This is a genomic window from Methylobacterium sp. FW102-HT35C08, assembly GCF_058790235.1.
The window spans coordinates 2882743-2895905 of record NZ_JBYTCL010000002.1 but is presented as its reverse complement, the minus strand read 5'-3'; the positions used below and the strand labels follow the sequence as shown (position 1 = coordinate 2895905).

The following is a 13163-nucleotide window of genomic DNA, read 5'->3' as shown; positions in this document are numbered from 1 at the left end:
AACGCGATCGGGTTGACCGGACGACCGGCTGCTAGGAGTGGATTGCCGCCGGTCCGCTGGTGAGCAACCATGCGTGGAAGCGGACGTCATAGCCCCAACCGTTGACTACCCATTGTCGATCCAAGGAGGGTCCGCTTAAGGTTTGCTTTGAGAACGGGAAACTCCAACCGCGGCGGGTGGGAATCGATTTCAGGCCCGGTTATGAGCATGTCCGTTGCGCTGCAGCCTGCCATTGTTTGTCGCACTGTCGACAAGGCTGAGGATCGAACGGTCAGTGCGCGGCAGACGTTAGAGAGCATTTGGCCACTCTCTTCAGGCCAATCAGAAAGCAGCGTAGCAGCAGCAACCGCTGTTTCTCAAATTTGGAAATCGTCAATGACTATAAAAAAGCCACCCCGTGAACATCATTTCATCACGCAATCTTGGATCCGGCGCTTCAAAGATACCGACGGGAAGCTCTATGCGTACGATCGGGAACAGGGGAATGTGAAAGTCCGATCTTCAAAAATCATCATGAAGATATTTGATTTATACACTCTCGATCCCGATGGCATCGATGACACGTCGATCGAGACACAAGACCTCATGAAGGCCGATAACGATGGCGCAATAATAATGACTTCTGTTCTTTCGGGAAATTTTTCCGAGGATGGGAGGCGAGATCTAGCTGACTTTTTTGCCCTTCAGATTATGAGAGATCCCCAGCGACTGTTCGATTATTCGCGCACTGCTCAGCAATTTCTATCGCGAGTCTTTGTCGAAGCATTTTGCACAAATAATTTCGACGAATTTCAATTATTGTTGGGCGATCTCGTGCAAAAAAGCGAATACGAGCACATTCGCAGTCTTGGGCAGAAGAAAGCAGCACTCGAAATCGTTCGAATCCAACTTGCGTTGGAGGCGAAGGGGGGGATGATCCAGCTTCCCTTTACGGATCTGATTAGGGCGCCGGACGGGCGGAAAAAGCTGCGTGACGCTCTTCTTAATCTCGATTGGACCCTGATAACAGCTCCTCCACAGAGCTTTGTTCTAGGCGATCAAGGCGTGCTATTCGATCCCGGCCAACTCGGCACTGGGCTGCGATTACCACTCAGTAGCGGCGCGGCACTTATGCTCTCGCCAGCCACGGGATCAACCCCTCACGGCATCAAATCAAGGCCGGCCCGGGATTATGAGCCGAGCGCGTTGAACTACGAATCCGCGGCGAGGAGTCGGAGATGGGTCGCTGGCGCTAAAGAAGCTGTTGAGATGGTAGTTTCTCAAGTCACCGGGGATCCACTTCCGGAACGCTAGTCTGAATCGGAGCAAGAGAATTCACCTGAATGAACACACGTTTTTGTAGGTGATTCTTTTCTTCTTGGAGGAACGAGATCTAATGATTGGCTAACTCGATGTCCGAAGAGGGTATCACGTGGAAGGTTTTAAGCTGTCTTCCGAAACCCGGGCGTATCGACCACGGGCTCTATTGTGCCTTCACCTGCCCGTTGGGGAAGCGCAGGATCATCGCACCGATGCCGCTCGGGTCGTCAGCCTCGGCTACAGCCGCTGCAGCGGGAGGCGGCAGCTCGGCCTGAGCCTTCACGCCCATGAACGCCGCCACCAGCTCGTGGACCGGCGGATGGGCCGACCAGTAGCGGTAGAGCCGCCGCACGTCCCAGAGCGTCAGCTCGCCGACGGCGTCGAGGGACCATCCAGTGACGGTGCAGATCCGGCCGTAGACGGCGTCGAGGTCGAGGCGGCGCCCTGCGCCGCCCGCGCTTCCCCCGGGTCGGCACCCGCGGAGGAACTGGGAAGATAGCCCGCGAGGATCAGCACGGCGCGGGTCGCCTCGGCAAGATCGGCGCTCGTAGCCTCGAGGTCGCGCAGGCCGGCGATGTCCGGCTCGTGGTCGCGGGCGAGTGCGGCGCTGACCACCGCGAGCCCGTAGGCGAACGGGCTCTCGCCCGAGCCGCGCGCCACCAGCGGCTCCAGCGCCTCGACCTGCCGCAGGGTCAGCGGCCGGACGGTCCAGGTCTTCGACCCGAGCATGATGGTGGCCGGAAGCGGCCGCGGATCGGCGCTCATCCGACATCCCCGAACGACCAAGTCGCGACGTTGCCGGCCGCGTCCGCGAACACGCTGAAGTCGAACTCCGGCATGACGAAGTCCTCGAGCTTGGTGCCGAACCCGAGCTTCGAGGACGTGCAGTTGTTGAAGCGCACGTTCACCGCGTTGCCCTGGAACGTCGTGTAGAACTGCGCCTGGAAGGTCGGCGTGGTGCCGAGCAGCTGGTTGGTCACGGTGAAGTGCTGGCCGGCGCCGGCCAGGGCGTAGGTGTAGTTGATCAGTAGCATCTTGCCCTGGTCGGCGGCCGCGAAGGTGTAGACGCCGTTCGCCACGCTGTACTGGCCGGCGCCCGGCGCGGAGGCGACCTTGGTGAAGGGCAGCCCCGTGAGCGCGTTCAGCACGCCGAGATCGTCGGCCGCGGTCGCAGCGTTGGCGACCGTCACCGTGTAGGGCGACCCGGCCGGGATCGTGCCGGACTCGCCGAACGCGGTCATGAGCTGCCCCGGCACCGGGGTGACGCCGTAGAACAGCGAGGCCATGGCCAGCCCGGAGATGCGGGCGACCTTGGCCTTGCCGGTGGTCTTGATCGTGCCGCGGGCGATGGCCAGCGGGTGCTGCTGCTGGCCGTAGAGTTCCTTGATCGTGGCGGTCTCGTCCATGGTGACCTCTTGGACGAGGCCGAAGTTCACCGGGGTCGCGTTGGCGATGTCGGTGCGGGTGCCGATCAGGACCCCGGAGCCGAAGGAATACATGCGGATCTCCTCTCATGAGGGGCGGGGCGGCGCGGTCAGGGCGCGGCGCGCTCGAGCTCGGTGGCCAGCGCCTTCACGCGCTCCTTGAAGGCGTGGACGAGGTTCCACAGCGCGGTGTGGTGGCCGAGCGCGGTGCCGCCGAGCATGTCGGCGTGCAGGTTGTCGATCTGCGCCGCCAGCGTGTCGCCGCGGATCGGCGGGCCGTCCGCGCGCACGGTCTCGGGCTGCAGCGCCACGGCGGCGCCCGCATCGTCGTCGGTCGGCATGGAGGGCTCCTTCAGGGAAGCTCGATTGCGACGGGCACGACGAGGAGGCCGTCGCCGTCGAGGTCGCCCGGTACCTTCACCGGCCGGCCGATGATGCGGACCATGTACGGCGTGCCGTCGAGCGTGGTGCGGCCCAGCGCCAGGTCGGCGCCGGACGGCGCGAGAGCCTGGTCAAGCGCGTCCATGATGTCGTTGAGCTGCGCCGCGCCGACCACCCGCGGGTCGCGGGCGTCGATATAGACGAAGATCCTCACCTCGATCGTCCGCCGCGGCACCGCGCCCAACGACCACGCGTAGCTCTCGTCGCCGCCCTCGTGCAGGAACACGGCCGGGCGCTGCGTCGCCGGCACGTCGGCGAACAGCTTCAGGCGCCGGGTCGGGCCCGACTTCCACGCGTAGGCGCTGGCGACCACCTTCTGGAGCGCGACCACCGCGGCGTTGCGCGGGCCGAGCGGGGCGCTCACCCGAAGATTCCTCGGGCCACGGCACCCTTCAGCGCCGCCACGATCGCCTCAGCCCGGTCGGCGAGGGACGAACGCATGAACGATCGCTCCGGCGTGTTCGCGGTGCGGGTGAAGCTGCGCACGTCGACCGCGCGCGGGGCGATGGCATGCCCGAAGGCCTGCGTGATCGTGCGCACGTGCGCCGCGACGGCCTCCGCGCCGGTGAAGCCGAACTCGTGGCGGGCGCCATACTTGACGTCGCCCGACTGGCTCACCGTGCCAGTCACCGCGTCGTCGCGGGTCTCGACATCCGAGACAATCGAGCGGCGCAGGCGGCCGGTGACCACGTTCAGCACCTCGCCGGAGAGCTTGTGCTTGATCAGCGCCTCCAGCACCAGCCGCTCGACCTGGACCGCCTTCACCATCTCGGCGCGGACGGCGTCGGGCATCCGGTCGAACCGGGCGACCACCCGGGTCTCCGCGACCTGGATCTCGGTCAGCACGGCGGCACCACCGCGCGGTAGGGCTGCAGCGCGGCCGAGACGAAGTCCGGCACGGCCGCGATCCGGTACGAGACGGTCTCCTGGCCGCCGAGCGACTTCGACTGCATGCCGACCCGCTCGGCGTAGGCCATGCGGTCGCGGATCCAGTCCAGGGCGGCGTTGGCGAGATCGGCCGGGACGTAGCCGTAGGTGATCGCCACTGCCTCGCCCACGTCCTCGGCCGAGAATAGGTAGCCGCCCGCGTCAGTGACGGCGTACTGCCCCTGCGCGGGATCCCGATCGACCTGGGTGAGCGCCGCGCCGGAGCCGAAGGCCACGCCGAGATCGCAGGCCCAGGCGCCGTAGGGCTGGTCCGGATACACCGTGCACGGCGCGCTGCCCGGGAGCGGCACGGGCCCGACCGCGATCTGGTAGCCGGCCGTGTACGTCACCGTGACCGCCGCACAGCCGGGACGCCCCGGAAGGGTGACCACCTGCGGCCGGCCAGGCGGGGCGTCATCGGCGGGCTGAAGCGTGTAGCCGCCACACGATCCGGCGTCCTCGGCCGCCGCGATCGCGGTCGAACCGACGGTGACCATCTCGATCCCCGTGACCGGCCAGTTGGCGAGGAGGATGCGACCCGCACCCCCGGTCCGAACCTCGGTGTAGCGCCGCGGCAGGATCGCGGGGCGGTTCAGCGCGGCCAGGATCATGCGGCTCACCGCCGTGATCAGGCGCTGCACCGAGCCGTCGGCATCCTCCTGCACGCCGAGATCGGCGAGCCGCACGAGGTCGTGGGGACTCGGCCAGATCATGGTTCAGGCGGCGGGCGCCAGGGCGTCCCGGGCCCTGGTCCGCAGCGTGTCGTTGTCGACCGGCGGCACGACGCGGATGCCGCGCTTTCTCAGGAAGGCGAACAGCTCGTGGCGCTTCATCACGTCGATGTCCGCGGCGGTGACCTTGGCCGGATCGATCCGCTCGGCGTCCTCCTGCTCCAGGCGCCGGCGCTGATCCGCCTCGGCGATCATGCGCGCCACGTCCTCGTCGGGCATCGCCGCGACCGTCTCGGTGAACAGCGCCACCAGCCGGGCGCGATCCCCGTCGAGGGCCCCGAGCGTGGCCGACACCGGGGCCGCTACGGCATCGTCCCACGGCGTGAAGCCGTGGGCCTCCAAATCGAGCCGGTGGCGCGGATCGACGTGTACCGCGCCGTCCGCGTCCGGTTCGAGCGCGTGGCCCTGGTGCGAGAAGCCGGTCAACCCGGCGGGCGCGCGCATCTTGATCATGTCGGGTTCCTGCAGGGGTAGGGCGTCAGGCCGGGGCGCCGGTCCAGACGTTGCGCCAGACCTTGGCCAGCCCGTCCCAGACGACGGGCAGCGACAGGGTGGTGTCGAAGTAGAGCTGGTCGACGGAGGGCGCGCTCGGCCGTCCCGCGGTCGGGCCGGCTAGCGCGTGCGCGCCGGCGCGGATCCAGCCGTTGGCCTCCAGCACCTGCGCGTCGAAGACCGGCACGTCGAGGACGGTGCCGGCCGTACCCCGGTAGGGGCGGCCGTTGGCGACCGTGGTGTGCGGGCGCCCGTCGCCGGGCGGCAGCATGCGGGCGAGCGGCGCGGCCATGGGCGCTCAGCCGTTGGCGATGTTGGTGATCACCGCCAGGGACGGCGGGAAGTAGTGCTGCAGCACCTCGTCGGCGTAGACGCCGTACTCGTACTTCCGGGAGCGCAGCGGCCACTCGATCTGGTAGTAGTCCTGCCGCGTCCGCACCTGCATGACGTTGCCGACGTTGTTGATCGGGTACGGCAGGGTGCCGGTGGTGAACAGGATCGTGCCCGCCGGCAGGTTCGGGTGCACCTTGATGTCGAGGGTCGAGCCGCCCGCCATCGAGAAGCGGTTCAGGTAGGTGCGGGCCATGAAGCCGCCGCCGAGCTGGTCGCGGGTCACCGCGATCTCGTACTTGTAGGCCGAGCTGGCGTTGCCGGTGAGGATCTTCCGGGAGATGCTCAGCGCCTCCTGGCTGTTGACCCACATCGTGTCGGGCGAGAGCCGGTAGATGTCCCACATGGACTTCAGCACCGCGTCGATCTCGACGATGCCGCCGGCGCCGTCGGCGGTGAGCGGCGTGCCGAAGCCCGCGCTGCCCGGCGGCAGGGTGACGATGGTGGCGCCGGAGCCGGGCCGGAACGCCTGCGTCAGGAGCCCGTCGAAGGACAAAGCCGAGGTCGAGCGGTCGACCGTGCCGAGCGAGGCGGCGGTCTGGGTGCCCGCGGCCGCAGCCGTGATCAGGACGGAGTTGATCGTGGTGATCGCCCCCAGCACCTCGGCGCCGGCCGCGCCCCAGAACCACGCGTAGCCGAGCGCGCCCGGTACGGGGGTGACCGAGGCGGCGATCGATCCGGTGGCGCCCGTGGTCGCGACCGTGGCGGCGGCCGACCGCCCAGCCGCGCCGCCGCCGAACACGTCGGTCGAGCCGTCGGCGTTGGTGCGGGTGATGGTCGCCTGGATTCCGCCCGCGACGGTACCGTTGATCACGCCGTCGAGGGCGAGCGCCACGGCGATCACCGACCAGGTCTGGGCGGCGAGTGCGCCGCCGGTGGCTGCGCCGGACAGCGTCGGCGTCGGCGTCGTGCCGAGCGACAGGGACGTGTTGCCGCCGAGCAGCATGGCCTCCTCGCCGAGCATCAGGCTCTGGAGGCCGGTGCGGGCGGCGATGGCGCGCACGTCATCGAAGCCCTGCGCGGCGTACTGGGCTTCGAACTCGACGTTCGACTCGATGCCGATGCCCTTGTAGCTGGCGGTGTAGTCGGCGGTGGCGACGACCTGCACGCCGCCGCGGTTGCCGCCGGAGACGCCGATGCGCATCCCGGAGACGTTGATGCCGGTGATCGCGCGCCACGCGGCCTGGATGCCGCCCTTGCCCGAAACGCGCGGGATGGCGTTCCGCAGCGGCGTGAGCACCGGGTAGAGCGACTTCGCGCCGAGTTCGAGGTCGTAGAAGGTCAGGCCGGAGGTCGGCGAGGTGCCCTGCGCGAAGGTGGACTTCTGCAGGTCGATCCCGAGTTGGGCCAGGATCGGGTCGGTGAGCGGCTTGGACTGCGCCTCCTTGAGGAGGGCGAGGACGTCGACGTGCTGGGTCATGGGGCGTGATCCGGTGCGGATGCACGGCCGCGCCGGCGCTGACCCGTCCCCGGGGCGCGCGACATCGGACGTAGAGGGGGGAATAGGCCGTGTGGCCCGTCGAGTGACGCGCGCGATCCGTCCCCGGACCCGCGGCGCGTCGAGAGTGGTCGATGTGCGGTGAGCCGGGCGGTCTACGTCGGGCTGTCGGTCTCAAGGCCGACGGTCTGCCTTGGGTGGATTTCCGCCTGACCGCTTTCGAGCGGTTTAGCGATGAAGCAGACATCGCCGTTGCGCCCGATCTGAGGCCTGCAGCAGTTGCAACTTCAGGATGTCGCTTCAGCGCACCGCGCCCGGCTCGTGGATCGGGCAGCGGTTGAATCGCTCGCGGAACTCGGCCGAATGCCGGTAGGGGGCGTTGCGGGCGCGGTTGATGTTGCCGAGAGGTCGGTGCGCTGCGAGGCCGGTCCACACGCTGAAGCGCATCTCCTCGTCCACCGCTTGGACCCGGGCAGGGTCCCAACTGTCCTGCGGCTGAACCCGGACGATCCCGACCCGTTGGAACGGTGCCTCGTCCTCCTTCCACTCCACCGTCGGGTCCTCGACCGGCTGGCGTTCGAGGTCACGGCAGAGTTGCACGCGGAATTCCCACTCGCCGGCGATGCCGATCATCTCAGACTGCACCGTCTCGCGGATGGCGTTCGGGCGGCCGGAGGCGTCGATCTCAGTGCCGGTCAGGGCGGTCAGAGCCGGCGCGACGGGGGCCAGCGAGAACTTGGCGATGTAGTCGCCGTACCGGAACGGGGTCAGACTGTAATAGGTCTCGCCGAGCGGATCGACATTGGGCGCGCCGCCCAGGGAACCGATGGTGGGGCTGTCGATGCCCACCGCGTGCAGGGCCTTGTTGACGCCCCGCAGGACCGTGGAGGCGGCCACCTTCAGCCCCTCGGCGCGGTCCGTGGTACCGGCCAGCAGCTTGAGGCTGCCCAGAAACTTCTCCGTGTTCGGCGCCTGGAACACCTTGCCGTTGACCATGATGAAGTTCTGGGTCGTCCCCTCTGCATCCGGCAGGCGCTCGCCCTCGACGTCCAGCACCTTGAGGGCGACGCCGCGGGGCAGGGAAACTGCGTCGGGGAGGATGTCGCCGGCGTTGGTCGACAACCGCATGTAGACCTTGTGCTTGCCGGGCGTGGCGAACAGGCCCTGGGCCAGTTCGGGGGGCAGTCCAGCGTCCACCGTCAGCGTCCCCTCCAGGATACCGTGCGACTTGGCATGGACCGATCTGACGGCATGCCCCGAATGATCGGCGACCGTTCGCAGGATCGTGTCGAAGGTCTCGTTCAACTTGTCGATTGTTGCCGCCTCATTGGAACCGACTTGTTCGACGTGAGGGCTGTAGCGGACGGGCGCTTGCAAGTTCGATGGCTCCGGATGGGTGTGGCGCCGGGATGAACGACGTTCTCGGTGCGGCGTTCCCAAAGATGATCACGCGGTGGACAAGACGTACCGCGGAGGCAGAAGCCGACGCTTGAGAACGCCGGCTGTATTCTTCATTCGTCGCGGGCAAGCGCCCCTACAAAGTGGCGCTGCATTCGAGTGAAGACCAAAAAGTGCTCACCCTAATTCGATACCGTCCGCACCCGCCGAACCGGAACGACGCGACAGGTTGCGACATTGCGACCAGTCCGGAACCAGAGCCCGGTGGAGGGGCTTCTCCCGCGACAATCGCAATGGAAGCCACTTTGGTGCAAGCACACTGTGGCTAGAGGTCGAAGGGGCAGACCCCACAATGAACTATAAGCTCGCCCTAAGTCTTCCACTCCTCGCCTTCCTGGCTTGGCCCGTTTCGGCCCAGACCGCAGGCCATACGGCACGGGCGGTATTGATTCACGGCAACTACTGCGGACCAGGCAACAACGCTCCTGCGGCTCCGGTGGACGCGCTCGATGCGGCCTGCGCCCGACACGATGCATGCACCCCCGATGGCGGGTTGGCCACGAAGGCCTGCAACCTGCGCCTCCAGAAAGAGGCGGACGCCATCTCGCGCGACCCCCGGCAGTCGGACGAACTAAGGGCCATGGCAGGCTTGGTGTCAGCGGGTGCCTCGATGATGATGTCGGCCCGTGAGCCCGCGACCGAGACGGAGGTTGCTCGAAGCCAGGGTGGAAAGGCTTGGGCAGCGTACACCCGCTAGTCCCCACTTTAAGCCAATCGGTATCGTCGCGTCACGCATGCAGGCGCTGCCCCTTCAGTTGGCCGACGACGCCCGGCCTCTGACTTGTACCGTCTGCCCTTAGACCCTCTTCCGAGGAACGAGCATGGCCTATCTCCGCTACGCGCCAGACATCGAGACGCCCGCACCGGACGAGCAGAAGTCCATCGATGGGATCATCCAAGGGATGACCCAGCAGTCGCAGGTCGTCGAGAAGCGCGAGCACCGCGCCGTGCGTGCGAGCCACGCCAAGAGTTCGGCCTGCGTCGTCGGGGAGCTGGTCGTCCCGGAGAACCTGCCTCCGGAACTCGCACAGGGCCTGTTCGCCAAACCGGGGACGCACAAGGTGGCGGTGCGCTTCGCGCAAGGGCCCGGGGAGATCCTGGGCGACCGGGTGTCGACCCACCGCGGCATGTCGATCAAAGTTTTCGAGGTGCCCGGCGAGAAGCTGCCGGGCCACGATGTCGAGACCCAAGACTTCGTGCTCGCCACCGGCACGACCTTCCCGTCGGGCACGGCGGCGGGCTTCCTGCGGGACGGCACGGTCATCGGGAAATCGACGGGCCTGCCAGAGGGCGTGAAGAGCGCGGTCGCCGCCACGGCGCGCAACCTCAACCGCGTGCTGCACGCCTTCGGCACGGAGAGTGCCATGGCCGATTTCCTCGGCCATCCCTACAGCCACCCGCTCGCCGACAGCTACTTCAGTCAGGCTCCGATGCGGTTCGGCGACTACGTCGCCAAGCTTGGTGCAGTCCCGGCTTCGCAGGCGCAGCTGGACCTGGCCGAATGGCGGCTCGACCCGCACGGCGACGAGGACGGCTTTCGAAACGCGGCGGCGGCGTTCTTCCGCGAGTCCGACGTGGTCTACGAGCTGAAGGCGCAGCTCTGGGCCGATGCCGAGCGCCAGCCCATCGAGGATGCCTCGGTCGACTGGCCGGTCGCGGTCAGCCCGTACCGCACGGTGGCAACGCTCCGCCTGCCCCGGCAGGACGCCTATTCCCCCGAGCGGGTGCGTTACTTCGACGAGGTGATGACCTTCCGCCCCGCGCACAGCCTCGCGGCGCATCAGCCGCTCGGTTCGGTGATGCGGGCGCGGCTTCAGGTCTACCGAGCGCTGAGCGACTTCCGCCACCGGGAGAACGGTGTGACCGCCGAGAACACCGCCTCACCGGAGAGCATTCCGGCTTGACGCCGACCCCTTTCCGCCACGCACAGAGGAGCCAACCATGACCCTTCAGGGCAAGACCATCGCCATCCTGATCGCCCCTCGGGGGACGGAGGAGCCGGAGTTCACCAAGCCCCGCGAGGCGCTGCTCGCAGCCGGCGCGACCGTCACGGTGGTCGGGCTTGAGGCGGGCGAGGCCGAGACGGTCAACAACGACCTCGACCCGGCTGGGAAGTATCCGGTCGACAAGGTCATCGACGGCGTGTCCGCCTCAGACTTCGACGGGCTCGTCATCCCCGGCGGCAGCGTGGGGGCCGACAAGCTCCGCGGCAGCGAGGCCGTGGTCGGCTTCGTCCGGGACTTCTTCCAGCAGGCCAAGCCAGTCGGCGTCATCTGCCACGGGCCCTGGACGTTGGTGGAGGCCGACGTCGTGAAGGGGCGCAAGCTTACCTCTTTCCCGACCGTGAAGACCGACATCCGTAACGCGGGCGGTGAATGGGTCGACGCGGAGGTGGTGGTCGACAAGGGCCTCGTCTCCAGCCGCAACCCGAAGGACCTGCCGGCGTTCTGCGCCAAGATCGTCGAGGAGTTCGCGGAAGGGCGCCATCCGGAGCAGGCCCGCAGCGCCTGAGGCCGTCTCACGTCGGCTTCGGCATAGGCGAGCTCCGGCGCTCAAGCCGGTCGACCGAACACCACTTTCCCAGACTAGCAGCCGTTCGGTGCTGAAGCACACACCGGATGGCTGCTTTATGGAGCTCTGTTTCCTCACAGCAATGACTGGGTTGGGTCGCAAGCGGTCGCGAGTGACCTTACGCATGCAGCCGATCTGACCGTCTCAGCGGGCGAGCGCGAGCTGCTGCGGGTTCTGGTGTGAGACCTTGATCAGCAGATCCGCGCGCGCCTCCGGGCTCATCTTGGCCAGGTGGTCGCGGATCGCGTCCGCGGACGGGATGTCAGATGAACCGGAATCACCCTCGCTGCCCTTCGTGATCGCGCGGCCCACGAGATGGCGCGGCACAGGCTGATCCCCCACCATCTTCGCGAGCGCCGCGATCTGCGGCAGCACCTCGTCGGTCAGCGTCTTCTGCAGCGCGTCGCGCTGGCCGATCATCTTGGCAAGTTCGGCCCGCACTGCTTCGATCGCATCGCCGCCCTTGGTCAGGTCGGTGCAGGCAGCCTTCTCGGCCGATGTACAGGTCGCCCCAAGGCCGCAGGCATCGTCGTGCATGCGCTGGATCCGCTCTTGATCCGCCCGGCTGTTGCGTGCGCCGACCTTGGCGAGCGCCCGACCGGCGGGGCTGTCGGGCGCGACCGCCTTCACCAGCGCGTCGTAGGCGGCGTCGGAAAGCGGTCCCGCGGCCAGCGCCATCGCGGCGTCGGTCGGCGCGTCGTCCATCAGGTCCGCCATCTCGGCCGCGACCATGGCCTGCAGGAGGATCACGCCCTGAAGCGCCCAGGCCTTCATCTGCCGGGGCAGAGCCGCGTCGCCGTCGGCGTAGACCACGTCGAACACCGCCGAGCCGACCATGCTCTTGATCTCGCTCAGCAGCACCGCCAATCGCGACACGCCGTAGAGGTCCTTGGCGAGGTCCGAACCGTCAGCTGCTTTGCCGACTTCGGCGTGGGCGCGCCTGCGCGGTCGCTCCGGAGGCTGTTCCGCGCTGCCGGAGGCGACCGCTTCGCCGTCCGCGGCCCCGAGCCGCTTGCCCAGGTCGGACAGCGCGTCGAGCACCGGGCCGGCCGCGATCCGGGCCGAGGCGTCCGCGTCCGCGCGGGCGTTGTGCGCCAGCGCGTCTGCCTTCTTGGCGAAGGTGCTGCCGTCCTTCGCCTTCCAGACCTGCTCGACCTCGCCCTCGCTCGCGGGCGCGGAGCCCGATGCCTCGGGGACGGGCCGCGCCTTGGCCAACGCCTCCGCCTCGGCGGCCTTCATGAGGGCCTCGCGCGCCGGCGCCACGAAATCGCCGACCTCGCCCGGCCGACCGGCCGCCGCGGCCAGCTCGCCGGCCTCGGCGAGGATGTCCGCGTTGGTCGGCTCGGGCGGCGGAGCGATGCGCACCGACGCGGCGAACGCCCGCGTCTCGGCCGCGCCGTCGGCCTTCAGCACTTGGAAGGTCGCCGCGGGCAGGCAGGGCAGGTCCACGAGGCTGACCTCGCTCGGATCGGCCGTGTAGCGCATCAGGCCGTCCTCACCCCGCCAGCGCTTGGCGTAGGCACCACCCTGCGAGAAGCCGGTGTAGACGCCCTCCTCGACCTTCTTCCATTCCGCGTCGTCGACCACCTTTGCGCAGATCTCGATCTGCCTGGCGTCGTCGTTGAAGGCGATCTGCGTGACCTTGCCGGCCGCGACCTTGCCGTGCATCGCCCGCAGGTTGCCGAGCGAGCGGCCGTCGGTCGCCTTGGCGATCCCGCCCGACCATTTCTCGTAGAATGGCTTCGTCGAGGCGTAGTCGCAGACCTCGCCGGCCCGGTCCGGGGTCTCGGCGGTAGCCAGGCCGTAGACGAGCCGGTTGGCCGCATCGACCTTCGTCAGCGGCAGGAACAGGGACAGCTCGGGCATGAGGGGCTCCGGCGGGTACGTGGTGGTGCACCGCGGATGAGGGCTTGGCCGGCGGGTGCGGCGGTCGCGGAAGCGATGTCAGCTTGGAGTCGGGAAGGCTTGCCCTGCGGGAGCTTCGGCGGTCTG

Annotated in this window: 16 protein-coding genes; 4 read left to right on the top strand and 12 right to left on the bottom strand. The window is 67.9% G+C overall.

What is annotated here, in order from left to right:
• The first annotated feature begins 207 nt into the window (after positions 1 to 207).
• On the top strand, positions 208 to 1293 hold the full coding sequence (locus AC3WSN_RS13950) for a DUF4238 domain-containing protein (RefSeq protein WP_492538600.1): 1086 nt from the start codon (positions 208 to 210) through the stop codon (positions 1291 to 1293).
• A 169-nt stretch (positions 1294 to 1462) separates the two neighbouring features.
• Here the strand turns inward: AC3WSN_RS13950 and AC3WSN_RS13945 are convergent, their stop codons facing one another.
• From AC3WSN_RS13945 to AC3WSN_RS13895, 11 genes are all read right to left on the bottom strand, one after another.
• Complete coding sequence (locus AC3WSN_RS13945) at positions 1463 to 1651, bottom strand: hypothetical protein (protein ID WP_492538598.1); 189 nt, start codon at positions 1649 to 1651, stop codon at positions 1463 to 1465.
• Positions 1652 to 1662: 11 nt separating this feature from the next.
• Positions 1663 to 2064, bottom strand: a complete 402-nt coding sequence (locus tag AC3WSN_RS13940) for a hypothetical protein (protein WP_492538596.1) — start codon at positions 2062 to 2064, stop codon at positions 1663 to 1665.
• On the bottom strand, positions 2061 to 2798 hold the full coding sequence (locus AC3WSN_RS13935; RefSeq protein WP_492538594.1) for a hypothetical protein: 738 nt from the start codon (positions 2796 to 2798) through the stop codon (positions 2061 to 2063). The genes AC3WSN_RS13940 and AC3WSN_RS13935 overlap by 4 nt, the downstream gene beginning before the upstream one ends.
• 35 nt (positions 2799 to 2833) lie before the next feature.
• The gene (locus AC3WSN_RS13930; protein WP_492538592.1) at positions 2834 to 3064 is read right to left on the bottom strand and encodes a hypothetical protein; all 231 of its coding nucleotides are present in this window, start codon (positions 3062 to 3064) and stop codon (positions 2834 to 2836) included.
• Between the two features lie 11 nt (positions 3065 to 3075).
• A complete protein-coding gene (locus AC3WSN_RS13925; RefSeq protein WP_492538590.1) occupies positions 3076 to 3528 on the bottom strand; it encodes a hypothetical protein in 453 nt (150 codons plus the stop codon).
• Entirely contained in the window at positions 3525 to 4010 is a 486-nt protein-coding gene (locus tag AC3WSN_RS13920; RefSeq protein ID WP_492538588.1) for a hypothetical protein, read from the bottom strand. Before AC3WSN_RS13920 ends, AC3WSN_RS13925 begins: the two co-directional genes overlap by 4 nt.
• Positions 4004 to 4804, bottom strand: coding sequence for a phage head-tail connector protein (locus AC3WSN_RS13915; RefSeq protein ID WP_492538587.1), 801 nt, complete (start codon positions 4802 to 4804; stop codon positions 4004 to 4006). Before AC3WSN_RS13915 ends, AC3WSN_RS13920 begins: the two co-directional genes overlap by 7 nt.
• Before the next feature lie 3 nt (positions 4805 to 4807).
• The gene (locus AC3WSN_RS13910; RefSeq protein WP_492538585.1) at positions 4808 to 5275 is read right to left on the bottom strand and encodes a hypothetical protein; all 468 of its coding nucleotides are present in this window, start codon (positions 5273 to 5275) and stop codon (positions 4808 to 4810) included.
• 25 nt (positions 5276 to 5300) lie between these two features.
• The gene (locus AC3WSN_RS13905; RefSeq protein WP_492538583.1) at positions 5301 to 5606 is read right to left on the bottom strand and encodes a hypothetical protein; all 306 of its coding nucleotides are present in this window, start codon (positions 5604 to 5606) and stop codon (positions 5301 to 5303) included.
• 6 nt (positions 5607 to 5612) lie between these two features.
• Positions 5613 to 7124, bottom strand: a complete 1512-nt coding sequence (locus AC3WSN_RS13900) for a hypothetical protein (RefSeq protein WP_492538581.1) — start codon at positions 7122 to 7124, stop codon at positions 5613 to 5615.
• Positions 7125 to 7442: 318 nt separating this feature from the next.
• A complete protein-coding gene (locus tag AC3WSN_RS13895) occupies positions 7443 to 8519 on the bottom strand; it encodes a catalase family protein (RefSeq protein ID WP_492538579.1) in 1077 nt (358 codons plus the stop codon).
• A gap of 373 nt (positions 8520 to 8892) precedes the next feature.
• On the opposite strand from AC3WSN_RS13895, the gene AC3WSN_RS13890 reads away from it, so the two are divergent.
• The 3 genes from AC3WSN_RS13890 (at position 8893) to AC3WSN_RS13880 (ending at position 11111) form a co-directional block, all read left to right on the top strand.
• Entirely contained in the window at positions 8893 to 9297 is a 405-nt protein-coding gene (locus tag AC3WSN_RS13890) for a phospholipase A2 family protein (protein ID WP_426315672.1), read from the top strand.
• A gap of 124 nt (positions 9298 to 9421) precedes the next feature.
• Entirely contained in the window at positions 9422 to 10504 is a 1083-nt protein-coding gene (locus tag AC3WSN_RS13885) for a catalase family protein (protein ID WP_091681536.1), read from the top strand.
• A gap of 37 nt (positions 10505 to 10541) precedes the next feature.
• Positions 10542 to 11111 (top strand): type 1 glutamine amidotransferase domain-containing protein, encoded by a 570-nt coding sequence (locus AC3WSN_RS13880; protein ID WP_091681534.1) that lies wholly within the window; start codon positions 10542 to 10544, stop codon positions 11109 to 11111.
• A gap of 204 nt (positions 11112 to 11315) precedes the next feature.
• On the opposite strand, the gene AC3WSN_RS13875 is transcribed toward AC3WSN_RS13880, so the two are convergent.
• The gene (locus AC3WSN_RS13875) at positions 11316 to 13037 is read right to left on the bottom strand and encodes a hypothetical protein (protein WP_492538575.1); all 1722 of its coding nucleotides are present in this window, start codon (positions 13035 to 13037) and stop codon (positions 11316 to 11318) included.
• Between the last annotated feature and the right edge of the window lie 126 nt (positions 13038 to 13163).

Bases quoted from the DNA above. Each gene is read 5' to 3' on its own strand.
- AC3WSN_RS13900 (WP_492538581.1), bottom strand. From the start codon at position 7,124: ATGACCCAGCACGTCGACGTCCTCGCCCTCCTCAAGGAGGCGCAGTCC.
- AC3WSN_RS13940 (WP_492538596.1), bottom strand. From the start codon at position 2,064: ATGAGCGCCGATCCGCGGCCGCTTCCGGCCACCATCATGCTCGGGTCG.
- AC3WSN_RS13905 (WP_492538583.1), bottom strand. From the start codon at position 5,606: ATGGCCGCGCCGCTCGCCCGCATGCTGCCGCCCGGCGACGGGCGCCCG.
- AC3WSN_RS13875 (WP_492538575.1), bottom strand. From the start codon at position 13,037: ATGCCCGAGCTGTCCCTGTTCCTGCCGCTGACGAAGGTCGATGCGGCC.
- AC3WSN_RS13935 (WP_492538594.1), bottom strand. From the start codon at position 2,798: ATGTATTCCTTCGGCTCCGGGGTCCTGATCGGCACCCGCACCGACATC.
- AC3WSN_RS13890 (WP_426315672.1), top strand. From the start codon at position 8,893: ATGAACTATAAGCTCGCCCTAAGTCTTCCACTCCTCGCCTTCCTGGCT.
- AC3WSN_RS13885 (WP_091681536.1), top strand. From the start codon at position 9,422: ATGGCCTATCTCCGCTACGCGCCAGACATCGAGACGCCCGCACCGGAC.
- AC3WSN_RS13880 (WP_091681534.1), top strand. From the start codon at position 10,542: ATGACCCTTCAGGGCAAGACCATCGCCATCCTGATCGCCCCTCGGGGG.
- AC3WSN_RS13915 (WP_492538587.1), bottom strand. From the start codon at position 4,804: ATGATCTGGCCGAGTCCCCACGACCTCGTGCGGCTCGCCGATCTCGGC.
- AC3WSN_RS13910 (WP_492538585.1), bottom strand. From the start codon at position 5,275: ATGATCAAGATGCGCGCGCCCGCCGGGTTGACCGGCTTCTCGCACCAG.
- AC3WSN_RS13930 (WP_492538592.1), bottom strand. From the start codon at position 3,064: ATGCCGACCGACGACGATGCGGGCGCCGCCGTGGCGCTGCAGCCCGAG.
- AC3WSN_RS13950 (WP_492538600.1), top strand. From the start codon at position 208: ATGTCCGTTGCGCTGCAGCCTGCCATTGTTTGTCGCACTGTCGACAAG.